The sequence below is a fragment of the Arhodomonas sp. SL1 genome, assembly GCF_052060015.1.
In the GTDB taxonomy this organism is placed as follows: Bacteria; Pseudomonadota; Gammaproteobacteria; order Nitrococcales; family Nitrococcaceae; genus Arhodomonas.
The window spans coordinates 275961-298821 of sequence record NZ_JBPODZ010000001.1 but is presented as its reverse complement, the minus strand read 5'-3'; the positions used below and the strand labels follow the sequence as shown (position 1 = coordinate 298821).

General features: G+C 68.0%; 20 protein-coding genes and 1 tRNA gene. 9 read left to right on the top strand and 12 right to left on the bottom strand.

Translation table 11 applies throughout. The features are described from left to right. Positions 1 to 17: 17 nt before the first annotated feature. Positions 18 to 476, bottom strand: coding sequence for a PadR family transcriptional regulator (locus tag ACQ754_RS01415; RefSeq protein ID WP_440995195.1), 459 nt, complete (start codon positions 474 to 476; stop codon positions 18 to 20). Between ACQ754_RS01415 and ACQ754_RS01410 the strand changes: the two genes are divergently transcribed. Next, positions 441 to 686 (top strand): DUF2306 domain-containing protein, encoded by a 246-nt coding sequence (locus ACQ754_RS01410; protein WP_440995194.1) that lies wholly within the window; start codon positions 441 to 443, stop codon positions 684 to 686. The two genes, ACQ754_RS01415 and ACQ754_RS01410, sit on opposite strands and share 36 nt — an antisense overlap. Here ACQ754_RS01410 and ACQ754_RS01405 read toward each other — a convergent pair. Next, positions 683 to 2104 (bottom strand): MBL fold metallo-hydrolase RNA specificity domain-containing protein, encoded by a 1422-nt coding sequence (locus ACQ754_RS01405; protein ID WP_440995193.1) that lies wholly within the window; start codon positions 2102 to 2104, stop codon positions 683 to 685. The genes ACQ754_RS01410 and ACQ754_RS01405 overlap by 4 nt on opposite strands. A 105-nt stretch (positions 2105 to 2209) precedes the next feature. Here ACQ754_RS01405 and ACQ754_RS01400 point away from each other — a divergent pair, with 105 nt between their 5' ends. After that, positions 2210 to 3226, top strand: a complete 1017-nt coding sequence (locus tag ACQ754_RS01400) for a hypothetical protein (protein ID WP_440995192.1) — start codon at positions 2210 to 2212, stop codon at positions 3224 to 3226. Here the strand turns inward: ACQ754_RS01400 and ACQ754_RS01395 are convergent. Further along, on the bottom strand, positions 3214 to 4221 hold the full coding sequence (locus tag ACQ754_RS01395) for a ribose-phosphate diphosphokinase (protein ID WP_440995191.1): 1008 nt from the start codon (positions 4219 to 4221) through the stop codon (positions 3214 to 3216). The genes ACQ754_RS01400 and ACQ754_RS01395 overlap by 13 nt on opposite strands. Before the next feature lie 249 nt (positions 4222 to 4470). Between ACQ754_RS01395 and ACQ754_RS01390 the strand changes: the two genes are divergently transcribed. The 3 genes from ACQ754_RS01390 to fdhF are packed head-to-tail and all read left to right on the top strand — an operon-like array spanning position 4471 to position 8997. Further along, on the top strand, positions 4471 to 6114 hold the full coding sequence (locus ACQ754_RS01390) for an NADH-ubiquinone oxidoreductase-F iron-sulfur binding region domain-containing protein (RefSeq protein WP_440995190.1): 1644 nt from the start codon (positions 4471 to 4473) through the stop codon (positions 6112 to 6114). Then, positions 6107 to 6790, top strand: coding sequence for a 2Fe-2S iron-sulfur cluster-binding protein (locus tag ACQ754_RS01385; protein WP_440995189.1), 684 nt, complete (start codon positions 6107 to 6109; stop codon positions 6788 to 6790). The genes ACQ754_RS01390 and ACQ754_RS01385 overlap by 8 nt, the downstream gene beginning before the upstream one ends. After that, on the top strand, positions 6787 to 8997 hold the full coding sequence (gene fdhF, locus ACQ754_RS01380; RefSeq protein ID WP_440995188.1) for a formate dehydrogenase subunit alpha: 2211 nt from the start codon (positions 6787 to 6789) through the stop codon (positions 8995 to 8997). The genes ACQ754_RS01385 and fdhF overlap by 4 nt, the downstream gene beginning before the upstream one ends. 9 nt (positions 8998 to 9006) lie before the next feature. Here fdhF and ACQ754_RS01375 read toward each other — a convergent pair whose 3' ends face one another. Both ACQ754_RS01375 and ACQ754_RS01370 read right to left on the bottom strand, forming a co-directional pair. Next, entirely contained in the window at positions 9007 to 9210 is a 204-nt protein-coding gene (locus ACQ754_RS01375) for a hypothetical protein (protein ID WP_440995187.1), read from the bottom strand. Beyond that, entirely contained in the window at positions 9210 to 10907 is a 1698-nt protein-coding gene (locus ACQ754_RS01370; protein WP_440995186.1) for an FAD-dependent monooxygenase, read from the bottom strand. The genes ACQ754_RS01375 and ACQ754_RS01370 overlap by 1 nt, the downstream gene beginning before the upstream one ends. A gap of 73 nt (positions 10908 to 10980) precedes the next feature. Between ACQ754_RS01370 and ACQ754_RS01365 the strand changes: the two genes are divergently transcribed. The 3 genes from ACQ754_RS01365 to ACQ754_RS01355 all read left to right on the top strand — a co-directional run bounded on the left by ACQ754_RS01365 (position 10981) and on the right by ACQ754_RS01355 (position 14596). After that, positions 10981 to 11742, top strand: coding sequence for a helix-turn-helix transcriptional regulator (locus tag ACQ754_RS01365; protein ID WP_440995185.1), 762 nt, complete (start codon positions 10981 to 10983; stop codon positions 11740 to 11742). A 408-nt stretch (positions 11743 to 12150) separates the two neighbouring features. Next, positions 12151 to 13752, top strand: coding sequence for a phosphoenolpyruvate carboxykinase (locus tag ACQ754_RS01360; protein ID WP_440995184.1), 1602 nt, complete (start codon positions 12151 to 12153; stop codon positions 13750 to 13752). 73 nt (positions 13753 to 13825) lie between these two features. Then, positions 13826 to 14596: a gamma-glutamyl-gamma-aminobutyrate hydrolase family protein gene (locus ACQ754_RS01355; protein WP_440995183.1), complete on the top strand. Its 771-nt coding sequence runs from the start codon at positions 13826 to 13828 to the stop codon at positions 14594 to 14596. Here the strand turns inward: ACQ754_RS01355 and ACQ754_RS01350 are convergent. The 6 genes from ACQ754_RS01350 to ACQ754_RS01325 all read right to left on the bottom strand — a co-directional run bounded on the left by ACQ754_RS01350 (position 14586) and on the right by ACQ754_RS01325 (position 20590). Beyond that, on the bottom strand, positions 14586 to 15638 hold the full coding sequence (locus ACQ754_RS01350) for a D-alanine--D-alanine ligase family protein (RefSeq protein WP_440995182.1): 1053 nt from the start codon (positions 15636 to 15638) through the stop codon (positions 14586 to 14588). The two genes, ACQ754_RS01355 and ACQ754_RS01350, sit on opposite strands and share 11 nt — an antisense overlap. Before the next feature lie 141 nt (positions 15639 to 15779). After that, positions 15780 to 17138: an ATP-grasp domain-containing protein gene (locus tag ACQ754_RS01345; protein WP_440995181.1), complete on the bottom strand. Its 1359-nt coding sequence runs from the start codon at positions 17136 to 17138 to the stop codon at positions 15780 to 15782. Between the two features lie 162 nt (positions 17139 to 17300). After that, a tRNA-Arg gene (locus ACQ754_RS01340) sits at positions 17301 to 17377 on the bottom strand. Positions 17378 to 17420: 43 nt separating this feature from the next. Then, positions 17421 to 18473 carry an LLM class flavin-dependent oxidoreductase gene (locus ACQ754_RS01335; protein WP_440995180.1) on the bottom strand — a complete coding sequence of 351 codons (1053 nt, stop codon included), beginning with the start codon at positions 18471 to 18473 and terminating at the stop codon, positions 17421 to 17423. Next, the gene (locus tag ACQ754_RS01330) at positions 18473 to 19168 is read right to left on the bottom strand and encodes an SDR family oxidoreductase (protein WP_440995179.1); all 696 of its coding nucleotides are present in this window, start codon (positions 19166 to 19168) and stop codon (positions 18473 to 18475) included. Before ACQ754_RS01330 ends, ACQ754_RS01335 begins: the two co-directional genes overlap by 1 nt. Positions 19169 to 19240: 72 nt before the next feature. Beyond that, on the bottom strand, positions 19241 to 20590 hold the full coding sequence (locus ACQ754_RS01325) for an aminotransferase family protein (RefSeq protein WP_440995178.1): 1350 nt from the start codon (positions 20588 to 20590) through the stop codon (positions 19241 to 19243). Between the two features lie 160 nt (positions 20591 to 20750). Here ACQ754_RS01325 and ACQ754_RS01320 point away from each other — a divergent pair, with 160 nt between their 5' ends. Continuing rightward, positions 20751 to 22127: a DegQ family serine endoprotease gene (locus tag ACQ754_RS01320; RefSeq protein WP_440995655.1), complete on the top strand. Its 1377-nt coding sequence runs from the start codon at positions 20751 to 20753 to the stop codon at positions 22125 to 22127. Here ACQ754_RS01320 and ACQ754_RS01315 read toward each other — a convergent pair. After that, positions 22124 to 22837, bottom strand: coding sequence for a TVP38/TMEM64 family protein (locus ACQ754_RS01315; protein WP_440995177.1), 714 nt, complete (start codon positions 22835 to 22837; stop codon positions 22124 to 22126). The genes ACQ754_RS01320 and ACQ754_RS01315 overlap by 4 nt on opposite strands. Positions 22838 to 22861 lie beyond the last annotated feature (24 nt).

Below are 22861 nucleotides of genomic sequence, written 5' to 3'. Positions count from 1 at the left end.
CGGCGCAGGGCCCGGTACTAAAGCCGGTAATGCCGGGGCATGCGTTCCGGCTCCTGGAAGTAGGCGCCTTCCAGGCGCCGGTAGGCACGCATCCGGCCCTGCCAATGCTCGCGCAGCGTGGCGATCTCCGAGCGCAACGTGGCATCGTCCAGGAGATCGCCGGCGAACAGCTTGACCAGGAAGGGATCCCGCGGCGCCGGCGGCGGCTGGGGCTGGCGCAACCACTGCACCAGGGCCTCCTCCCCGGCGGCGGTGACCCGGTAGCGACGGGCATCGGGCCGCTGTTCCTGGGGTATCTCCTCGCCGGCAATCCAACCCTGCTCCTGGAGACGTCCCAGCTCCCGGTAGATTTGCTGATGACTCGCCTGCCAAACATGGGCGAGGCGCTCGCGGAAGCGCCGGTTCAGTTGATAGCCGGTGGCCGGCTCTGGACGGTCTTGATGGCACTGACCGCCCGCAGCTCCCTGTTCATCCATCACATCCAGCTATGGGGCCCCTGGAGCCCCATCCATCTGCTCTCGGTAGCAACGCTGGCAAGCTTGGTAACCGGGATCCGGGCCGCTCGCAAGGGCCGCATTCGCGAGCACCGCGCCACCATGATCTCCCTGGTGGCCTTCGCGCTGGTGGGCGCCGGGATTTTCACGTTGCTGCCCGGCCGGATCATGAACGCGGTGCTATTCGGTTAGGGTACGTCCCCTGCCACGGCTGCCCCCGGATCGATTAGGTCCAGGGTCTCCCCGAAACGCATGGACCGGGCCATGGTCCGCGAACGCAGGGCCGCCACCAGGGCATCCTGGGCGGCGGGCTCGCCGTGGACCACAGCCACCGGCGGCGGTGCACCGCGAAAACCGTCGTACCAGTCCAGCAACCCTTGCTGATCGGCATGGGCGGAGAGACCGCCCACGGTGTGCACCTTGGCCTGCACGCGCACCGTCTCCCCCCACAGCCGGATGTGATGGGCCCCGTCCACCAGGGCCCTTCCCAGGGTCCCCGCCGCCTGGAAGCCGGTGATCACCAGCTGGGTCTCCGGGCGCCAGACATTGTGCTTGAGGTGGTGTTTGATCCGCCCGCCGGTGCACATGCCGCTACCGGCGATGATGATGGCGCCGGCACGGATGCTGTTCAGCCCCATGGAGGCCTCGGTGGTCTCGGTGAAATGCAGGTTCGGCAGGTCGAAGAGGTCGCCGTGGGTCGCCTCGAAGGCCGCCGCATGGGTATCATAGAGCGCCCCGTGGCGGGCATACACGCGGGTCGCCTTGATGGCCATGGGGCTGTCCAGGAAGATCTGCCAGTTGCCCAACCCCCAGTCGTCGAAGTAGCGGTTGAAGGTGTAGAGCAGCATCTGGGTACGGTCCACAGCGAAGGTGGGCACCAGCACGTTGCCGCCGGCCTCCCGGGCCTCCCGGAAGATCCCTCCGAGCTCCTCCCAAGTGTCGCTCCAGGGGCGATGGCAGCGATCCCCGTAGGTGCTCTCCATGACCACCAGGTCGGCCTCGGCGACGGGCTCGGGGTTCCGCAGGATCGGTGTACCCCGGTGCCCCAGATCTCCGGTGAACACCACCCGCCGGTGCTCGCCGCCCTCATCGAGTCCCAGCTCCACCACCGCGGAGCCCAGGATGTGGCCGGCATCGTGGAGGGTGAGGCTCATCCCCGGGACGGGCTCGGCGGTCTCGTGGTAATCGAGCCCGTGGAACTGGCGTGCCGACAGCCGCCCCTCGTTGCGCGTGTACAGCGGCTCCACGGGTTCCAGACCCTTGCGCTCACGCTTGCGGTTCTGCCACTCCGCCTCCTTCTCGTGGAGATAGCCGGCGTCCTCGAGCATGATCCGGCACAGGTCGATGCTCGCGTGGTGGGTGTAAATACGGCCCTTGAAGCCGCGCTTGATCAGCAGCGGCAGCCTTCCGGAGTGGTCCAGGTGGGCATGGCTGAGCACCACCGCGTCCACTCCCGCTGGGTCGAAAAGGAAGGGATCGTGGTTGTGGCGTTCGTGGGCCGGGCTACCCTGGATCAGTCCGCAGTCCACCAAGATCCGGCGCTCGCCCACCTCTATCAGGAAGCACGAGCCCGTCACTTCCCGGGTGGCACCGTAAAACGTGATACGCATCGGCCTATCTCCCTGCCTGCCTGTCCTCACCATAGACCATGGCCAGCCCGCCGGGACAGCGACGGTACTGGCCAGGACCCGAGCCCTCGGGAGAGAATCTGCGGCATGCCGCAAACCGACCTCGAGACCCAGCGGGCGGGCCAGCGGCGGCTGGTCAGCGCCCTCGCCCGCCGCCCCTCCCCCTTGGAACAGCCGGTGGAGATCACCGAGACCCATCTGTCCTGGGTCCTGCTCACGCCGAGCTGGGTATTCAAGCTCAAGAAGGCGCTACGCTACGACTACTTGGACTACGGCAGCCTGGAGGCGAGGCAGCACCAGTGCGAGGAAGAGGTACGACTGAACCGCCGGCTGGCACCCCAGTGCTATCGAGGGGTGCGGGCGGTCACCGGCACCCTGGAGGCCGGCCTGGAGCTGGACGGCAATGCCCGGGCGCTGGATTACCTGGTGCACATGAGGCGCCTGCCACGGCAGGCGAACCTGGAGCAGCGCCTCCGCGCGGGGCGGGTCGACAACGCGGACATCGACGCCCTGGCCAGGGTTCTGAGCGATTTCTACCAGGGCCTACCCGGCGAGCCCCTGGCCCCGCAAGCCTATATCGCCGATCTGCGCGCGGACGTGGACCGTGACGCCGAACACCTTCTCACCGGTGACTACGCCCTGGAACGCGGCCACCTGCGGGGACTTCGCCGTGACCTGCTCGGACTGATCGACGACCAGGCATCGATACTGTCACAACGGGTGCGGCAGGGCTTCGTGGTGGAGGGCCACGGCGACCTCCGGCCCGAGCATGTGTACCTGCTGCCGCGGCCGGTGGCCATCGACTGCTTGGAGTTCAACCGACGGATGCGGCTGCTGGACGTGGCCGACGAGCTGGGCTTCCTCGCCATGGAGTGCGCGCGCCTCGGCGCCGCCTGGGCGGGCGAGCGCCTGCGCCGGTGCTACGCCGATCGTAGCGGCGACGAAGCGCCGGAGGTCCTGTACCGGTTGTTCATGGCACGGCGCGCGCTACTCTGGGCCAAGCTCGCGGTCTGGCACCTCGACCGCGATCCAGCCGCGGATCGAGACAAATGGACCGGACGGGCCCGCGGGTACGTGGAACTCGCGGGGGGCTACCTGGCCTGATCATCCTCGCGGGCACCTTGCAGCGCCCCCAGCGAGCTCCCCTCGTGGAGTCGGCGGATGGCCTCCGCCACGAAGGGCGCTGTCTCCACCACCGTGACCAGTCGCTCCCGCACACGGGCGCTCAAGCGGAACGGTGGAATGGTGTCCGCCACCAGGAAGCGATCGAAACCGGCCTCCGTCAGCACCCCGTCCGCGTCCCCGGTGAACAGGCCGTGAGTGGCCACCGCGGAGACGGAGGCCGCGCCGGCGGCACGGCAGGCATCGGCGGCGCGGCGGAGGGTACCGCCGCTGCTCACCAGATCGTCGACGATTAGCGCGTGCCGCCCGGCGATCTCCCCGACGATGGCCTCGCCGGAGACCACGCCGGCGCTGCGCTTCTTCTCCACGAAGGCCATGGGCGAGCGCCCACCCAGACGGGCGTCCAGGCGCTCGCGGAAGGCCTCGGCCCGCTTATAGCCGCCGGTATCCGGCGAGACCACCACGGCCTCACCGCTGAGGCCACCCTCGGCCAGCGCATCGACGAACAGCGGCGCCGCCTCCAGATGCACCGCCGGGACGCGGAAGGCGTTCTCGTAGGCAGCGGGATTGTGCACGTCCATTACCACCACCCGATCGACACCGCTCGCCTCGATCAGCTGGGCGAGATAGCGGGTCGCCACCGGATCGCGGGCCTTGGTACGCCGGTCCTTGCGGGCATAGGCGAGATAGGGGATCACCGCGGTGAGCCGGACGGCGCCGGCGTCACGCAGGGCACCGAGCAGGAAGAGCAGGCGCACCAGCCGGTCGTTGACGCCGAGCCCCTGGTCGCTGTAGAGCGACTGCACTACGTAGCAGTCGCGCCCGCCCACCTCGGCAAGTGGCCGGATCTTGTGCTCGCCGTCCTCGAAATCCCGCTCCTCGTGGGGGGTCAATCCCGTGCCCAGGACGGTGGCCACCGTCTCCGCGTAGGCGCGGTCCGCGTCCAGGCTGAACAGCGCGGGCGGTCCGGTTTCCATAGCGTCCCTCCCCGGGTGTCGGTGAGCGTGTCGATGACGGGCCAGGCGGCTTCGGAATCACGATATTGCCGCCGCCGCGGCCGGCCTAGATTCGATGGGAATGGTACCGGAAGCCGGTGGTGGCGACGAGCCGGTGGCGAGGGGCTATCATCCCGGCGAGGGATTAAGGAGAAGGGCTGTCATGAGCGAGGAGGAACGCCGGCGTTATCCGCCGCGTGCAACCGCAGTGCACCCGGGGGCGCCCGGATCATGAGGCTGCTGCGGCGGATGATGGAGATCCAGTCCCGGGAGGGCGCGGTGACCGACGCGGCCCTGGAGGGACTGTCGCGGGAGCTCGCGGTGCCGCTGTACCGGCTCGAGGGCCTGCGCAGCTTCTATCCCGTGTTTACCGACACGCCGGCGGCCCGGCCCCGGGTGCAGGTTTGCCGCGACATCGTCTGCCGAATGCGCGGCGGCGCGGACCACTGCCAGCGGGTGCGCGAGGCCCTGGCCGACGTCGACGGGGCACAGGTCGAGGAGGTCTCCTGCATCGGCCGCTGCGATCAGGCGCCGGCGGCCCTGGTCGATGAAACGCCCGTCTCCGGCGTCCCCGAGGCGCTCCGCGAATACGCCACCGGCGGCGCCTCCCCGCCCACCCATGGGTCAGTAACCGCCGATGGTCCCTGGCCCACCGACCCCTACCCGGAGGCGGACCGCCACTACGCCACCCTCGCCCGGTACCTGCGCCGCGACGACCCCAAGACCGCCCGCGACGAGGTCGTCACCGCCCTCAAGGACTCCGGCCTGCGCGGCCTCGGCGGCGCCGCCTTCCCCACCGGCGCCAAGTGGGACTTCACCCGCCGGGCGGCCGGCGAGCCGAAGTACGTGGTCTGCAACGCCGACGAGAGCGAGCCCGGCACCTTCAAGGACCGCGACCTGCTCAGCGCCCTCCCCCACCTGCTCATCGAGGCCATGGTCCTCGGCGGCTGGGTGATCGGTGCCCACCACGGCATCATCTACCTGCGCCACGAATACCATCCGGAAGGGGAGGTCCTGCAGCAGGCCATCGATGCGGCCTACCGCCGTGGTGTCCTCGGCGACGATTGCCTCGGCTCCGGCTTCGCCTTCGAACTGGAGATCTTCCTCTCCCCCGGGGGCTATATCCTCGGCGAGGAGACGGCCCTGCTGGAGGCCCTGGAGGACCGCCGCGGCGAGCCCCGCAACAAGCCGCCGTTCCCCACCAACGTCGGCCTGTGGGACCGGCCCACGCTGATGAACAACGTGGAGACCTTCACCGCAGTGCCGACGATCCTGGCCCGGGGGACGCAGTGGTGGGCCGCCGAGGGGCGCGGTGAGCACAAGGGGCTCAAGTACGTCTGCGTCTCCGGGGACGTGGCCCGTCCGGGGGTCTACTGCATCCCCTGGGGCAGCAGCGTCGCCGAGGTGCTCGAGCGTGCCGGCGGCATGGCCGACGGCCGGGCGCTCAAGGCCTTCTCCCCGGGCGGGGCCTCCACCAACTTCCTGCCGGCCCGCCTCGCCGAGACCCCGGTGGACTTCGACGCCCTCGCCGAGGCCGGCAGCGCCATGGGCACCGCGGCCCTGGTGCTCATCGGCGAGGGGCGGGACATGCTGGAACTCGGCCTCAGCCAGGCACGGTTCTTCCGCAACGAGTCCTGCGGCAAGTGCGTGCCCTGTCGCATTGGTACCGAGAAGGCCGTGGAGATCGTCGAGCAGGGCGGCAACGGGGGCGATACCCAGGCACTGCTCCAGCGCCTGGACCGGACCCTGGCCAAGACCTCCATCTGCGGGCTCGGCCAGGTGGCCCTGGGGCCGCTGATGAGCGTGTTCCGCCAGTTCCCGGATGAGCCGGCGGTGCGGGCATTAAACGGCGAGACGGAGGCAGATCATGAGTGAGGCGAGCACCACGGTGACGCTCACCATCGACGGGCAGTCGCTCAGCGTGCCCGCCGGCACCACCATCTGGGAGGCGGCGCGGCAGGCGGGGGTCGACATCCCCGTGCTCTGCCACAGCACCCGAATGCGCCCGGTGGGCGTATGCCGGATGTGCGTGGTGGACACCGGCGCCCGAACCCTGGCCGCGTCCTGCGTACGCGAATGCGAGGACGACATGACCGTGCAGACCGCCACGCCGGAGGTGATCGAGCATCGGCGCACGCTCACCGAGCTGCTGCTCTGCGAGCAGCCCGACGAGAGCGCCCGGGAGGCGAGCACCGGCGACGACGAGCTCCTCGCCCTGGCCCGGGCACTCGGCATCCGGGAGGTCCCCTTCCCGGACGGGGGCGCGGGCCATCCGCGGGGCGGCGACGACTCCTCGCCGGTGATCGCCGTCGACCACCAGGCCTGCATCCTCTGCGACCGCTGCGTGCGCGCCTGCGACGAGCTCCAGCACAACGACGTCATCACCCGCACCGGCAAGGGCTACGCCACCCGCATCGCCTTCGACCTGGACGCGCCCATGGGCGCGAGCACTTGCGTCTCCTGCGGCGAGTGCATGGCCGTCTGCCCCACCGGGGCGCTGACCAACAAGGCCGTGGCCGGTCTGCGGGTGACGGAGGCCGCGGAATCATGAAGACACTACCAGCCAGGGACACCGACGGGGGCCGCACCCCGACACCGGTACGCGAGGTGGACTCCATCTGCCCCTACTGCGGGGTCGGCTGCGCGCTGACCTACTTGGTCGACCAGGCCGATGAGGGCATCCTCTACACCCGGGGCCGGCCCGGTTCCGCCAATGACGGTCGGCTTTGCGTAAAGGGCCGATACGGCTTCGACTACGCCATGCACCCCCAGCGGCTCACCCGCCCACTGATCCGCCGCGAGGGGAGCTACCCCAAGGGGCCGCTGTCCGGCTTCTCCCGCGCCGGCAGCAGCGGCCCACGCAAGCCCGGCGGCATCGTCGACTACGACGAGGTCCTGCCCCACTTCCGGGAGGCGAGCTGGGAGGAGGCCCTGGAGCGGGTGGCCGAGGGGCTCGGCGCCATCCGTGATCGCCACGGCGGCGATGCGCTCTGCGGCTTCGGCTCCGCCAAGGGCTCCAACGAGGAGGCCTACCTGGTGCAGAAGCTGGTGCGGGCGGTGTTCGGCACCAACAACGTGGATCACTGCACCCGCCTGTGCCATGCCTCGAGTGTCGCCGCGCTGATCGAGGGGATCGGCTCCGGGGCGGTGACCAACGTCGTCCGCGACATCGAGAATGCATCGGCGGCGCTGATCGTTGGCTGCAATCCCACGGCCAATCATCCGGTGGCGGCGACCTTCATGAAGGAGGCCGCCACCAACGGCACCCGCTTACTGGTGGCCAACGTCCGCCGCCCGGACATCGCCGACTATGCCGAGCAGTACCTCCAGATCAAGCCCGGCAGCGACGTGGCGCTGTTCAACGGCATGATGCACGTCCTCATCGAGGAGGGCCTGGTCGACCGGGACTACATCGATCAGCGCACCGAGGGCTTCGATGCCCTGCGCGAGACCGTCGCCCATTACCCCCCGGAGGTGGCGGCGCGCTACACCGGGGTCCCCGCCGAGGAGATCGTGCGCTTCGCCCGCAGCTTCGGCGGCGCCGACGCCGCCATGATCTTCTGGGGCATGGGCATCTCCCAGCACACCTTCGGCACGGACAACTCCCGCTGCCTCATCGCCCTGGCCCTGCTCACCGGTAACGTCGGCCGCACCGGCACCGGTTTGCATCCCCTGCGCGGGCAGAACAACGTCCAGGGCGCCTCCGACGTGGGCCTCATCCCCATGTTCTACCCGGACTACAAGCCGGTGGGTGATGAGCAGGCGGCGGCGCGCTTCGAGCGCCTCTGGGGCGTGCCGCTGTCGCGCAAGCCCGGGCTCACCGTGGTGGAGATCACCCACGCCGCCCTGGAGGGCGAGATCAAGGGCATGTACTGCATGGGGGAAAACCCCTTCCTCTCCGACCCGGACACGGACAAGGTCCGGGAGGCGCTGTCGCGACTGGAGTTCCTCGCGGTGCAGGACATCTTCCTCACCGAGACGGCGGAGTTCGCCGATGTGATCCTGCCGGCGAGCTCGTTCATGGAGAAGACCGGCACCTACACCAACACCGACCGGCGGGTGCAGATCGGCCGCGCCGCGCGCTCCCTGCCCGGCGGGGCGCGCCAGGACTGGGAGATCGTCTGCGAGATCGCCACCCGCATGGGCTATCCCATGGGCTACGATTCCCCGGCGGAGATCTTCGACGAGATCGTCGCCTGCTCGCCCTCCTACACCAACCTCTCCTACCAGGTGCTCGGCGACTACGGCCGGTGGTACCCCTGCCCGGACCCGGCCGGCGAGGGCACGCGGGTGATGTTCGCCGAGACCTTCCCGCGGGGCCGGGCCCGGTTCGTGCCGGCGGAGGTCAGCGACCCGGTGGACCGGGTCAGTGACGAGTATCCGGTGGTGCTCAACTCCGGGCGGTTGCTCGAGCACTGGCACACCGGGGTGATGACCCGGCGCTCCAAGGCCCTGGACGAGATCGCCCCGGAGGCCTTCGTGGAGGTCCACCCGGACGACGCCGGCGCCTGGGGGCTCACCGACGGCGGCTATGCCCGGGTCATCTCGCGCCGGGGGTCCATCATGCTCCGCGTCCGAGTCGCCGACCGAGTGGCGCCGGGTTCAGTGTTCATCCCCATGCACTTCCGCGAGGCCGGGGTGAACACGTTGACCGGCGCCGCCCTGGACCCCTACGGCAAGATCCCCGCCTTCAAGTACTCGGCGGTGCGCCTGGAGCCCACCGAGGAACAGGACACCGCAGGCACGGGGACCGGCTGAGCCGGCCCCTCAGGCCCCCAGGTCGCGGGCGGCCTCGCTGATCGCTGCCCGCACCGCCTCGCCGTCGCCCACCCGGTGAGCCAGGGCCAGGGCGAGCTTGGCGAGGAACAGCCGCTCCCGCTCCTCGGGCAGGGCATCAATGGTCTCGGCGATCCGCTCGTAGGCGGTCTCCAGCTCGTCAAAGGGCAACGCCCCCGTCTCCTGCTGTGCCATCACTGTCCTCCCCCTCCGGCCGTATCCAGGGCCTCGCGCAGAGCGGCGGAATCCAGCCGGCGCCAACGCGAGGCCACATGCCGGTCCGGCCGCACCAAGTAGAAACTCCCGTCGGTGGCGCCGTAGGCGTCCCGCACCACGCCGTCGGGGTCGTCGAGGACCGTCCCCGGCGGCTCGCCGGCCACCGGCGCAGCGGCGATGACCAGGCAATGCACCGGCATGGGCCCCGCTGCCAGCCCCGCCAGGGCCTCACGATGGGCCTCCGGGACGGAGCCGTCGCCGGTGAAATACAGGCCGTTGAAGCCCGTCCCCAGGTGATCGAGCAGGTAATCCCCCTCGCCGAGGCGGCGGTTGAACAGCGGCGCCCCGGGGATGGGCCCGGCGGCGAACTCGTCGTCGTCCGACTGACGGGTGGTCAGCGGGCTCTCCGCGTAGGTGTAGGGCGTGACCTGGCGCGGGTTGGCGAAGCCGCTGGCGTAGTCGCAACGCAGGGACAACGACAGCGCGGCATCCCGCATCAATCGGTAGCCCCGGCTCGGCGGGGTCATGAAACGGGTGCTCTTGCCGGCGTTGCGGAACACGTCCAGGGTCGCGCCGCGGCGCTCGGGGGTGTAGCTGTCCAGCAGGGCGTCCCCCGCCCAGCCGTGGAGCACCCAGGCCAGCTTCCAACCGGCGTCCATGGCGTCGGCGAAGCCGTTGTTCAGCCCCCGCACCCCGAAGATGGGCACCAGATGGGCCGCGTCGCCGAGGAACAGCACCCGGCCGTGGCGGTAATCGTCCAGGGCCAGGGTGTAGGCCTTGTACAGGCTCCACCACTCCAGCTCCCAATCGCTGGCCTCCCCGAGCATGTCGATGATCGCCCCGACGCGGGCGCGGATATTGTCCTCACGCACGGCCTCGTCCGGGTCCTCGCCGGGTCGGAGCTGGTAGTCGATGCGCCAGATGCTGTCCGGCTGTTTGTGCACCAGCACGGTGGAATCCGGCAGCGCCGGTGGGCTGAAGAACGCACGGCGCTCGGTGGGGAAGTCGGAGTCCATCTGCACGTCGGCGATCACGTAGCGCCCCTCATAGGCCTCACCGTGGAGACTCAGGCCCAAGGCGCGACGCACCACGCTGCGGGCACCGTCCGCGGCGAGCAGGTAGCCGGCTTCCAGGCGGTACGGTCCTTGGGGGGTGTCGACATCCAGGGCCACCCCATCGTCCCGGCCCTCCACGTCGGTGACCCGGCTCTGCCAACGCATCTCCACCCGCCCCGTCTCCTGCGCGCGCTCGATGAGGAAGCGCTCGATATACTGCTGCTGGAGGTTGTACATGGGCAGGAAGCGCTCGTGCTCACTATGAGGCATCTCCAGGCGGAAGATCTGCTGATCGCCGAAATACGTCCGCCCATAGCGCCAACCCAGGGCCTTTTCGGTGAAGCGCTCGGAAACCCCCAACTGCTGGAGGATCTCGAGGCTGTGCCGGGAGATACAGATGGCCCGGGAACCGTCGTTGACGGTGTCCTTGTCGTCGAGGACGACGCTGGGAATGCCCTGGCGGGCGAGCTCCAGCGCCGCAGTCACCCCCACCGGCCCGGCACCAACGATGGCCACTGCGTGGCGTGGGCGCTCGCCGTCGAGCTCCGGCGGGCGCACGAACGGGTAGGTAGGATAATCGAAATACAGCGACTCGTAATCGCCACGTCCGACCGGTCGCATGGCGCTCCTCCCCTGGGTGTGGTGTTCCGCTGATATCCTAAGGGCATCCTCGCCGTGCTGGCTGTCCCGTAAAATGCATGACACTGACTTGGACAACCCCGTTCTCGATCAGGCCGGCGCCTGCGTCGACGTGCTAGGCCGGCCCGCCTTCGACGAGCAGCTGTTCACCCTCCTGCAGAAGGAGCTGGGCATCGAGCAGTGCATGGTCTTCGCCTACCGCGACGGCGAGCGCATGGACTGCCTGCTCTACGCCAATCCACGCCTACCGGAGACGGCGCGACACTTGGCCGACCGCTACGTCCGCGGCCAATTCCGCAACGACCCGAACTATCCGCGCGTTCAGGCCCTGCTCGCCGGCGACGCCGCCACCGCGCGCCCGGAACCCATGCCCGCCGAGGCGATGCCCGCGGCGTACAGGGAGGCATTCTTCGCCCGCCCGGCCTTGGTGGACAAGCTATCCGTACGCTTCGCCGGCGATGGGGTGGGCTACTACGTCAACCTCTATCGCGGTCGCGAGGCCGGGGTTTTCACGGACTCGGAGGTGGCGCGAGTGTCCACCCTGGCCCCGCTGCTAGCCAGCCTGATACGCCGTCACCATAGCCTGCGCGACGAACGGGGCCGGGCGGCGAGGGACGAAACCCATCTTGCCGTCCTCTCTCCCCGGGAACACGAGCTCTGCCGTCTGCTGCTGCAGGGCCACACCCTGAAGAGCGCGGCGGCTGAGGCCACCATGAGCCCGGCTACCGCCGATACCCTTCGCCGTCGCGCCTATCGCAAGCTAGCGGTACGCAGCCGCGCCGAGCTCGCCCGGCGCTATCACGGCGTCGGCCGTTGAGAAAGGCCACGTTCACGGATGCGAACCCCCACCGATCGGGGTGGTGACGGGCCCTTAAGGGCAATGCGGTGCCCGTCGATGGCGTCCAACGTTGACCTTCTCGCTACTGCCGTCGAGCGCAGGCCTCCTGCCGCTTGACCCCTACGCCTGGGCTCGCCAGACTCCAAAGTCATAATAACGAATCTGAGATTCGGACCGCTGGACGGCCTGGCGCCGGAATCGGCGCCCTTGCCGGGGCACCTATGCCCCCGCCGCCTCACCGTCGCGCTTCGCAAGACCCGTGCGGGCGTCCACGTCGGAGCGGATCGCCGCATCGGCTCGGTATGTACGACCCGGCGGTCGCGGTGGCGAGAATGGCCACGATCAGACACCGGCCGGTAATCGATGGATCGTTGAGGGAGCTTTATTGTGGAACAAGTCGGACCCGTTATCAGTCGTTACGGCCTCGAGGAACAGGGTTTCAAGAACCTCGACATGGTGCGCTGGAATTACGCCGCGCCGCATTTGGTCGAAGAGGCGATTCGCCGCCACGAAGCCCACCTCTGCGCAGATGGTGCACTGATTGCGCGCACCGGCCACCACACCGGCCGGTCCCCGAACGACAAGTTCATCGTCGATGACGAGCTCTCTCACGACACCGTTGCCTGGGGCGATGTCAACAGGCCGATCGCTGAGGCACAGTTCGATGCCGTGCACCAGCGGCTGCTCAACCACCTGCAAGAGCGCGAGGTCTACGTCCAGGATTGCCACGCCGGCGCCGATCGGGAGCTGCGCCTGCCGGTACGGGTGATCACGGAGAACGCCTGGCACAGCCTATTCGCCCGCAACATGTTCATTCAGCCCAACCCCCAAGAGCTACGCGACTTCCAGCCCGGCTTTACCGTAATCCATGCCCCACGGTTTCACGCCGACCCCGAGCGCGAAGGCACCAACTCGGAGGTGTGCATACTGATCAGCTTCAAGAAGAAGCTGGTGCTGATCGGCGGCACCTCCTACGCCGGCGAGATCAAGAAATCGATCTTCTCGGTGCTCAACTACGTGCTCCCCGGCCATGATGTCCTGCCGATGCACTGCTCGGTGAATGTCGGCCCCGCGGGCGATAGCGCGGTGTTCTTCGGCCTGTCCGGCACCGGCAAGACGACCCTGTCGGCGGATGCCCGGCGCACCCTGGTCGGCGATGACGAGCACGGCTGGGGCGCCAACGGGCTGTTCAATTTCGAGGGCGGCTGCTACGCCAAGGTCATCAAGCTCTCCGCCGAGGCCGAGCCGGAGATCTACGCCACCACCCAGCGGTTCGGCACCATCATGGAGAACGTCATGATGGACATGGACAGCCGCGCCGTGGATCTCGACGATGGCTCGCTGACCGAGAACACCCGGGCGTCGTATCCGCTGGATTTCATTCCCAACGCCTCGGAGAGCGGCACCGCGCCCCATCCCAACAACATCATTATGCTCACTTGCGACGCGTTCGGCGTGCTGCCTCCGGTGGCAAGGCTCACCCCCGAACAGGCGATGTACCATTTCTTATCGGGTTACACCGCCCGCGTGGCCGGCACCGAAAGGGGCGTCAAAGAGCCGCAAGCGACCTTCTCCACCTGCTTCGGCGCGCCGTTCATGCCACGCCACCCCACGGTGTATGCCAACCTGTTGCGCGAGCAGATGAACCAACACGCCGCCAGTTGCTGGCTCGTCAATACCGGCTGGTCGGGCGGCCCTTACGGCACCGGCGAGCGCATGCCCATCAAGCATACCCGCGCCATGATTCACGCCATCCTGGACGGCAGCCTGGACCAGGGAGAATTCATCCCCGACCCGTTTTTCGGCCTACAGGTGCCGCTCACCTGCAATGGCGTCCCCGACGACGTGCTCATCCCGCGCAATGCCTGGCAGGACGGCACCGCCTACGATGCCAAGGCACGGGAGTTGGCAAGCATGTTCGAGGCCAACTTCGCGCAGTACGCGGACTTCGTCGACGACACGGTTCGCCGGATTGCGATCCGCCCGTAATTCTGCAGGCGCGGATCTCGGCGGCACCGGCGTATACTCAGTGTAGATTAAGGGATAGTCAGGAGGCTCGGCCATGCGTCCCGTTGTCGGTGTCACCGCTTGCTACAAGACCGTCGCCGGCGTCGGCAGTCACTGCGTGGCCCACAAGTACGTCGAGGCCGTGGCGCAGGCGGCGGACTGCGTGCCGGTCACCATCCCCGCGCTCGGTGGCGAGCTCGACATCCACGCCCTGCTTGCCAGGCTCGACGGTATCGTCGCCACGGGCAGCCCCACCGGGGTGGAGCCCGTGCACTACGAGGGCGAGTCGAGCCGGCAGGTGCCGGAAGGACTGGATCCCTACCGGGACGCGACGACGCTACCCCTGTTGCGGGCGGCGGTGGCGCTCGGCGTGCCTGTGCTCGCGATCTGCCGGGGTCATCAAGAGCTCAACGTGGCACTGGGCGGCAGCCTGCATCAATTCGTCCACGAGCTCCCCGATAAAACCGACCATCGTGAGGATACCTCCCTGCCGGAGGAGGAGCGATACGGAGCGGCCCACACCGTCCACCTGGCGCCGGGTGGTTTCCTTGCGAGCCTCTTCGGCTGTGAGCGGTTGTCCGTCAATTCGCTACATTGGCAGGGGATCGATCGGCTCGCTCCCCGGCTGGTCGCAGAGGCCTGGGCCGAGGACGGGTTGATCGAGGGCGCACGCGTCGCCGACGCACCCGCGTTCGCAGTTAGCGTGCAGTGGCATCCCGAGTGGCGGGCCGCGGAGGACCCCTACTCCAGGAAGCTCTTTGAAGCCTTTGCCGAGGCGTGCCGCCAGCGATCCACGTTGCACGCGCCGCGGTCGGCTACCGCGTGAGCCCGGATCGGGCGCGGGCCGCCTCGATGATGGATTCGAGCATCTGCGGATAACTGCGGCCCTGGTAGCCCGTCATGGTGGCCAGCATCCCCCCCTCGCCCCACATGGGATGGGCGTTGACGTCGATGAGCCGCGGCACGCCGGCCGCGTCCGCACGGAAGTCCATACGCGCATAATCGCGACACCCCAGCCGCTCGAACAGGCGGGTAGCAGCATCGGTCATTCGCCGCCGCGCATCCTCGGATTCGGTTGGCTGAAAGCGGACCTTCTGCCAGTACGGCGAGTCCGGATTCACCTTGGAGTCGTAGGTCATGATCGGGGGTAGGTCGCTCGCGAGGGCCGAGAAATCGATCTGCAAAGGAGGTAGCGCGGTGAACCCCGCCTGTGCGTTACCGAATACCCCGATGCTGTATTCCGGGCCCGGCAGGTAGTCCTGGATCAACGCGAACTGGCCGGGCAGCAACGCGTGCAACTCGCTCAGACAGCGCCTGGTTTCCTCCGGACCGTGGACCACGGAGTTCGGCCCGATCCCGATGCTGCCATCGCCGCCGTTCGCCTTGATGAAGACCGGGTAGTCCTCCGGCAAGGGGCCATCCGCATCCCCGCTGTCCACCAGCATCTGTCGCGGTACCGGAACGCCCAGGTCGGCGGCCAGGGTACTCACCAGGAACTTGTGATGGCACAGCACCATGGTCTCCGGCGCGGCACCGGCATAGGGCAGCTCGAGCATCTCCAGCATGGAAGCGATATGGTGCTGATGGCTGGGCTTATTGCGATAGCCGGTGTTGCAGAAATTGAGCACCAGCGCCGGATGCCCCTCATCAAGGCTCTCCCAGAGGCGGGAGTGATCTTCGAGAAACCGGAAACGGTGCTCGCCGAGCGTGGACAGTGCCTCCTTCAGCCGCCGCACGGCGAGATGATCCTGGGGCTCGAAGCGATTGCTCGGGTTGTAGCTGTAGGGCAGATCCGGATCACCCAAAACGACCGTGATGTCGATGACTGCATCTCCGTGTTGCGGTGGGAGCACCGATTGGTAGGCCATCGGTTTTCCCTATCCCAGGCGGAGAGCGGATCGCCGACTTACCGGTAAAGGTAGCTCAGGAACGGAATCAAGGTCACCAATCCCGCCCAGGACGGCCACTATCGTACCCTAGGTGCCTGCGGAACGACCCGCCCGCTCCGCTTACCGGTTGCAATCATCCCCGTGCAACGATGCGGCGGGTACCGAGCCCGGGGTGCCGTCGGCCACCAGGGCATTGGTGCGCAAGGGCTGAAGCTCCAGACCCATCTGCTCCACCGCCCGCTGATACTTCTCCAGAAGCTCCTGTTCATCGCCAGCGCCAACGGTGATGTTGGCGATCTCGAAGCTGTAGCTGTCCTGATCGGGGAGCTCCGACAGGGTCTGCCCCTCCGTGACGTGAAGCTCAACCGTCACACCGGGGATATCCTCGCTGATGCGATGTAGCTCATCTGCACCCGGCACACGCTGCACCCGGCTGTCCTCGAACGCCCGTAGGTGGCAGTTCGCGGCCAGCCGATACGCTCCCTGCGCCGGCAACGGCTGTGGCCGGCGGCCGAGGGCGATATCCACCATGTGGGCCAGATGGGGCACGCCGTGGACCAGCTCGAATATCTCCCCATGGGACTGGGAGAGGCGCGGGTTGATCTCCAGCAGCCAGATCTTGTCCGTGGCCTGATCCCAGAAGAACTCGACATCAAAACACGCGTTGTTGAGGCCGATCCGCTGAATGACCCGCCGGGCCACATCCGCCATCCGGTGCTGCACCGTTTGCGGCAACGCCGAGGGGTACTGGTAACGACTGAAAGACGAGCGGTTGTTCGAGCGCACCGAATCGACGATCCCGTAGGCGACCACTTCCCCCTGGAATACATACCCCTCGAGCGTGCACTGGGCGCCGCCGATCAGGTTCTCCGCCAGACACGTCTCCCGCATATCGACGATCTCACCCGGCATTGCGTGGGCGCGCATCATCTCCCGGAACGGTGCCACCACGTAGTCGATTTCCCTACAGATGCGCTCACTGCAGAAACGGAACTCTCGTTGATCATTGATCAGAAAACCGAGGTGCGAGCGGAAGGACTTTACCGGCTTAATCCAAAACGGCGGCGGCAGCGGCATATCCCGCGACTCCGTCTCGGCGCAGGGATCGAAGGCCCGAAACGGCGGGACGTGATCGGCGGCAACCTCCCGTTGCTCCAGACGACTCCAGTACTTGTGCTCGCACTTGAGCACACTCTCCAGACTGGGCCCGGGCAGCCCGTTGCGTGCCGCGATGACCGGCAAGATGGTGGAGGCAGGAAAGTCGAAGAAGGCGACGACACCGTCCACCGAACCTTCGTACTCCGTGATCCGGCGCGCGACCCGCTCCGTGAGGGTGGCAACGTCAAAGGTCTCCACCCCACGGATCTCGTGCAGATCCAGCGCCGAGACAAAATCACATCCCGCGCCCTGCGGCAGCCGCCGCAAACGTTCCAGGTTCGGCTCATCGGCCCCGATCACGAATACGGTCTTTCGGGCCATGAAGCGCCTCGATGGGGATGGCCGCTCAGCGCGGGCGTTACCGTTACGCCAAACTATGGGCCGCAGAGACGAAGCAAGCAACCCGGACGGATTGCGCGGGATGGGCCATGCGAGTCGAGGAGGCGAAAAGAAGGGGCTCCCATCGCTGGAAGCCCCGTCATCTGGCGCGCCCGGGAGGATTCGAACCCCCAACCTCCTGATCCGTAGTCAGGTGCTCTATCCAGTTGAGCTACAGGCGCTATGTCGTGAGGCGCGTATTCTGCGCCCGGTTCCGGCCAGGCGTCAACCCCCGACGCCGTCCGCAGCGGGTTCCCCCACCTCGCCCCGCCACGCATCGGCGAGGACCTCGAAGGCGCGGAGCCGGTCCTCCAGGGCAAAAGTATCGCAGTTCACGATGAGCTCGTCGGCACCGGTCTCGTCGATCAGCGCCTGCAGGCGATCACGCACCGTCTCCCCATCGCCGATGGCCGAGGCGCTTAGCTGGGCACGGACCATCGCCGCCTCTCGGCGGTCCCAGAGCACGTCCATGGACTCCACCGGCGGGTCCAGTGGTCCGCGGCGATTACGGATCATCCGCAGGAAACGCTGCTGCAGCGAGGTGGCCAGGTACTCGGCACGTTCCTGGCTATCCGCGGCGACGACATTCACGCCCACCATCGCATACGGCCGCTCCAGCCACCTCGAGGGCCGGAAGTGATGCCGGTACAGGGCCAGCGCATCGTGCAGGTTCTGCGGCGCGAAATGGCTGGCGAAGGCGAAGGGCAGCCCCAGATGGGCGGCGAGCTGGGCACTGTAATGCCCCGAGCCCAGCAACCACAGGGGCACCTCGCTACCCGCCCCCGGCACCGCCCGCACCCGCTGGCCCGGCTCCGCCGGCGCCAGGTAGTATCGAAGCTCTTCGAGGAGCGCGTCGAACTCCGGCTCATGGGGACCAAAGCGTGCCCGCAGGGCCCGGGCGGTTTCGCCGTCCGTACCCGGTGCGCGCCCCAGCCCAAGATCGATGCGCCCGGGATACAGGGCCTCCAGGGTACCGAACTGCTCGGCCACCGCCAGCGGCGCATGGTTGGGCAGCATGATGCCACCGGCGCCCACCCGGATCCGCTCGGTGTTACCGGCCACGTGGCCGATGAGCACCGCGGTGGCCGCGCTGGCGATGCCGTCTAGGTTGTGGTGCTCGGCGATCCAGAAGCGCTGGAAGCCCAATCCCTCCACCCGGCGGGCCACGGCCGCGCTGCGCCGGAAGGCCTCGGCCGGAGCCGACCCCTGGGGCACCGTTGCCAGGTCCAGCACCGACAGCGGGACCTCCGCCAGGGCCTTGCGTGTGGAGTCACTCATCAGTCGCGCTCCTCCGGCGGCGTGGGCCGCACCAGGATCTCGTTGACATCCACATGCCGGGGCTGGCGCAGGGCGTAGACCACCGCGCCGGCCACGTCCGTCGACGCAAGGGCCTGCTCCGGGGGCTCGTCGAAGAACTCCGTGTCCACCATGCCGGGCTCGATGAGGGTCACCCGGACGCCGCTGCCCCGGAGCTCCTCGCGCACCCCGTAGCCGATGGCGCTCACCGCCCACTTGCTGGCGCTGTACATGGAACCGGGGATGGTCGCCCGACCGGCCGCCGAGCCGGTGATGAGCAAGTGGCCCCGGCTTTCGCGCAGCGCGGCGAGGGTATGTCGCAGGGTCAGCCCCACGCCGTAGACATTGGTGAGGATCATCTCCCGCCAGACACTGGTGTCAGCGCCGCTGAAGCCTCCGGGGCTGCCCTTCATCCCGGCGTTGGCGAAGACCGCGTCGATGCGCCCGAACCGCTCCATGGCCGCGGCAACCATGGCCTGCTGATCGGACTCGTCGGTGACGTCACAGCGCACCGTGTGCACCCGCTCCGGCCCGCCGAGCTCCTCGGCGAGTGCCTCCAGGCGCTCACGTCGACGCGCGGCCAGTACCAGACGGTAGCCATCCGCGACGGCTTGCCGCGCCGTCTCGGCGCCGATGCCGCTGGATGCGCCAGTAATCAGGAGAACCGGTTCCGCCATGGGACCTCCCGGGTTTCGTTCTGCTTCGGACAATCCCCGGAGGTAAGGGCGCCGGCCGTCCTTTGCAACCCCTCAGCCGGTTCCCAGCACCTCGGTGACGGCCTCGCGGACGTTCGCCACCAGGCGGTCGATGTCGGCGTCCTCGGTGATGATGGGCGGTGCGAGGCAGAGGACGTCGCCACGCACGCGGGTGAACACGCCGCGCTCCATCAGCGCCTTGAGCACCTGCGGGCCGACCTTCTCCGAGGCGTCGAACTCCGCCTTGGTGGCCCGGTCACGGACCATCTCCACCGCCGCCATCATACCCAGGCCGCGGACGTCGCCGACATTGGGATGACCGCCCACTGCCTCGCGCAGGCCCTCGAGCAGGCGCTGGCCCTTGCGCGCCGCCTGGCCGGGGAAATCCTCCGTCTCAATGACATCCAGCATCGCCAGGGCCACGGCACAGCCGACGGGGTGGCCGCTGTAGGTATACGCATGCATCCAGGGCGTTTCCGCCTGATCGAGGGTCGCGGCAATCTCGTCGCTGATGCCGATACCGCCCAGTGGGAAATACCCCGAGGTGATGGCCTTAGCGAACTGGATCAGATCGGGCTTCACCCCCCAATGCTCCAGGCCGAACATCCGCCCGGTACGACCGAATCCGGTGATCACCTCGTCGGCGACCAGCAGGACGTCGTACTTGTCGCAGATCTCGCGGATCCGCGGGAAGTAGTCATCCGGCGGCACGATCACGCCGCCAGCGCCCTGCACCGGCTCGGCGATGAACATGGCCACCGTCTCCGGCCCCTCGCGCAGGATGGCCTCCTCCAGCTCATTGGCCGCGGCGATGCCGGGGGAGCCCCCCGCCGGGGCCTCGTAGCGATAGGGGTACGGTGAGGGGATGTGGACGAACCCCGGCACTCGGGGCTCGAACAGTGGCCAGTACGGCGCCATGCCGGTGGCGGACATGGCCGCCAGGGTCACCCCGTGATACCCCCATTGGCGCGCGATCACCTTGGTCTTGCCCGGATGACCCTTGAGCTTCCAGTAGGAGCGGGCCATCTTGAAGTTGCTGTCACTGGCCTCGCCGCCGCCGGAGGTGAAGAAGAAGCGGTTGATTCCCTCGGGGGTGATGCCCGCCAGCCGCTCTGCGAGCTCGATGGCACGCTCGTTGGTGCTGCCGGAGTAGCCAGAGGCATAGGCCAGCTGACCCATCTGTGCGGCCGCAGCATCCACCAGCTCCCTCCGGCCGTGACCGGCGTTTACGTTCCAGAGCCCGGAGAGGCCATCGAAGAACCGGTTGCCGTCGGCATCCTCCAGCCACGGCCCCTCGCCACGCACCCACACGCGACCACCGGAATGCCCGGCGCGGCTCTGCAATGGATGGACCAAGTGCTCCAGATCACGGGCGATGAGCGCCGCGTTCGCATCGTTAGCCATGCAATACCTCGTCAGTAACCTATATCGATCCGCAACACCCTGCATGGTAGCGGGCATCGGCAGGGATGACACCTCCAGGAACCAATCGCCGGGTGCACCAGTCAGCCTACATGCTGAACCGATCTTTCCATCAACCACGAGAGGGTTGTCCATGAAACCACTGAAAACGCTGCTAACGACCCTGGCAGTCGGGCTCACCTTCGCCACCGCGCAACCGGCGCTGAGCGCCCTGCCGGACGCCGGCGACGACAACGGGATGCCCTCGCTGGCACCACTGGTCGAAGAGGTCTCCCCGGCGGTGGTGAACATCTCCACCCGAGGCACCGTGGAGGCCCAGCAGAACCCGCTCATGGAGCACCCGTTCTTCAAGCGCTTCTTCGACGAGGACATGATGCCGCGCCGCGAGCGCGAGGTGCGTTCCCTGGGCTCCGGTGTGATCGTCGACGCCGATGAGGGCTACATCCTCACCAACCACCACGTCATCGATAAGGCCGATGAGATCACCGTCGGCACCAACGACAACCGCCAGTTCACCGCAGAGGTCATCGGCTCGGACCCGGAGACCGACATCGCCGTGATCCAGATCGAGGCGGATAACCTCACCCAGGTCACCATCGGGGACTCCTCTACCCTGCGGCCGGGGGACTACGTGGTGGCCGTGGGCAATCCCTTCGGCCTTGAGCACACGGTGACCAGCGGCATCGTCAGCGGCCTCGGTCGCAGTCTCTCCGGACAGGCCGCCCGGGCCCGGATCCAGGACTTCATCCAGACCGACGCCTCCATCAACCCGGGCAACTCCGGCGGCGCCCTCGTGAACCTTCGTGGTGAGCTGGTGGGTATCAACACGGCCATCCTGTCGCGCAGCGGCGGGAACATCGGTATCGGCTTCGCCGTACCCGTTAACATGGCCAAACAGATCATGGACCAGCTCATCGAGCATGGCGAGGTGCGCCGCGGGGTGCTCGGCGTGCGCGTCCAGGACCTCACCCCGGAGATCGCCGAGGCCATGGGCATGGACGATCGCCAGGGTGCCCTGATCGCCCAGGTCCAGCCCGATTCCGCCGCCGAGGAGGCCGGCCTCCAGGAGGGGGACGTGGTCACCGCTGTGGACGGCGAGGCCATCGACGGGGCCGCCGAGCTCGCGAAGGTCATCGGGTTGCATCAAATCGGCGACACGGTGGAGCTGACCATCGTCCGCGACGGGGAGGAACGCACCATCGAGGCCCGCGTGGGTGAACGCAGCGAAGAGACCGCCGCCACCGGCGGGCTCTCCGAGGGGCCCCTCGCCGGTGTGGAGCTCGCCGAGCTCGATGAGCGCTCCCCCCTCCACGGCGAGGTGGAAGGCGTCCTGGTCACTGGTGTGAGCCCGGACTCCCCGGCCGCGCGGGGGCTCCGTGAGGGTGATGTAATCACCTCGGTGAACCGCCGGCCGGTACGCTCGGTCGCCGACCTCGAGGGCATCGCCCAGGGGCAGAGCCAGTTGCTACTCCGGGTCCGCCGGGGCGACAGCGCCCTGTTCATGGTGCTTCGGGACTAATCCTCCTCTCCCGCAGGGCCATCCGCTTGGGTGGCCCTGCGTTCCTTTCGCGCCGCGAGCATCCGTAGCACGCCGATCACCACCACCACTGCCATCATGCCCGCCAGGGCCCAGGCCACGGTATCCAGGCTCTCCGCAGTCAGGAGTGTGGCGAGCTGACTGCCCAGCACCGTCATCGCCAGCAATCCCGGGAGGATGCCGATCAGCGTGCCCAGCATGTAGTCCCGAAAACGCAGGTGAAAGGCCCCGGCCACCAGATTGGTCACGGTGAACGGCGCCAGCGGCAGCAGCGAGACCACGATCATCGTCCGCACCCCCCGCGCCGACAGGGCCCGGGCGAGGGTATTCAACCGCCTGCCCCCGTGGCGGACCACCGCCTCCCGGCCGATCAGCCGGCCCAGCCAATAGGTGACCGCCGCCGCGAGCAAGGTCCCGACCAGGGCGTAGAGCGAGCCGCTGACGCTGCCGTAAAGCAAACCGGTAACGGCCACCAGGATGCTTAACGGGAACACCACCAGGGAGGCCAGCACATAGGCCGCCATCAGCACCACCGGCATCCATTCCCATTCGCCCAGGGCCGCGACCCGCATCACCCACTCCCGGATCATGGCGGTGGTGATCCAGTCATTGAGCGCCAGGTATTGCCAGAGCGCGGCCAGACCGAGCACCGTTACCAGGAATACCAAGACCAGCCATAACCGACGGGGCACGCCCTTCCTCCCTGTTCCGGTTGA

What these genes read in the sequence shown, in the direction of transcription:
- ACQ754_RS01390 (WP_440995190.1), top strand. Translation starts at nt 4,471, where the DNA reads ATGAGGCTGCTGCGGCGGATGATGGAGATCCAGTCCCGGGAGGGCGCG.
- ACQ754_RS01365 (WP_440995185.1), top strand. Translation starts at nt 10,981, where the DNA reads ATGCATGACACTGACTTGGACAACCCCGTTCTCGATCAGGCCGGCGCC.
- ACQ754_RS01355 (WP_440995183.1), top strand. Translation starts at nt 13,826, where the DNA reads ATGCGTCCCGTTGTCGGTGTCACCGCTTGCTACAAGACCGTCGCCGGC.
- ACQ754_RS01415 (WP_440995195.1), bottom strand. Translation starts at nt 476, where the DNA reads ATGGATGAACAGGGAGCTGCGGGCGGTCAGTGCCATCAAGACCGTCCA.
- ACQ754_RS01405 (WP_440995193.1), bottom strand. Translation starts at nt 2,104, where the DNA reads ATGCGTATCACGTTTTACGGTGCCACCCGGGAAGTGACGGGCTCGTGC.
- ACQ754_RS01345 (WP_440995181.1), bottom strand. Translation starts at nt 17,138, where the DNA reads ATGGCCCGAAAGACCGTATTCGTGATCGGGGCCGATGAGCCGAACCTG.
- ACQ754_RS01400 (WP_440995192.1), top strand. Translation starts at nt 2,210, where the DNA reads ATGCCGCAAACCGACCTCGAGACCCAGCGGGCGGGCCAGCGGCGGCTG.
- ACQ754_RS01385 (WP_440995189.1), top strand. Translation starts at nt 6,107, where the DNA reads ATGAGTGAGGCGAGCACCACGGTGACGCTCACCATCGACGGGCAGTCG.
- ACQ754_RS01350 (WP_440995182.1), bottom strand. Translation starts at nt 15,638, where the DNA reads ATGGCCTACCAATCGGTGCTCCCACCGCAACACGGAGATGCAGTCATC.
- ACQ754_RS01395 (WP_440995191.1), bottom strand. Translation starts at nt 4,221, where the DNA reads ATGGAAACCGGACCGCCCGCGCTGTTCAGCCTGGACGCGGACCGCGCC.
- ACQ754_RS01410 (WP_440995194.1), top strand. Translation starts at nt 441, where the DNA reads ATGGCACTGACCGCCCGCAGCTCCCTGTTCATCCATCACATCCAGCTA.
- ACQ754_RS01370 (WP_440995186.1), bottom strand. Translation starts at nt 10,907, where the DNA reads ATGCGACCGGTCGGACGTGGCGATTACGAGTCGCTGTATTTCGATTAT.
- fdhF (WP_440995188.1), top strand. Translation starts at nt 6,787, where the DNA reads ATGAAGACACTACCAGCCAGGGACACCGACGGGGGCCGCACCCCGACA.
- ACQ754_RS01375 (WP_440995187.1), bottom strand. Translation starts at nt 9,210, where the DNA reads ATGGCACAGCAGGAGACGGGGGCGTTGCCCTTTGACGAGCTGGAGACC.
- ACQ754_RS01335 (WP_440995180.1), bottom strand. Translation starts at nt 18,473, where the DNA reads ATGAGTGACTCCACACGCAAGGCCCTGGCGGAGGTCCCGCTGTCGGTG.
- ACQ754_RS01330 (WP_440995179.1), bottom strand. Translation starts at nt 19,168, where the DNA reads ATGGCGGAACCGGTTCTCCTGATTACTGGCGCATCCAGCGGCATCGGC.
- ACQ754_RS01325 (WP_440995178.1), bottom strand. Translation starts at nt 20,590, where the DNA reads ATGGCTAACGATGCGAACGCGGCGCTCATCGCCCGTGATCTGGAGCAC.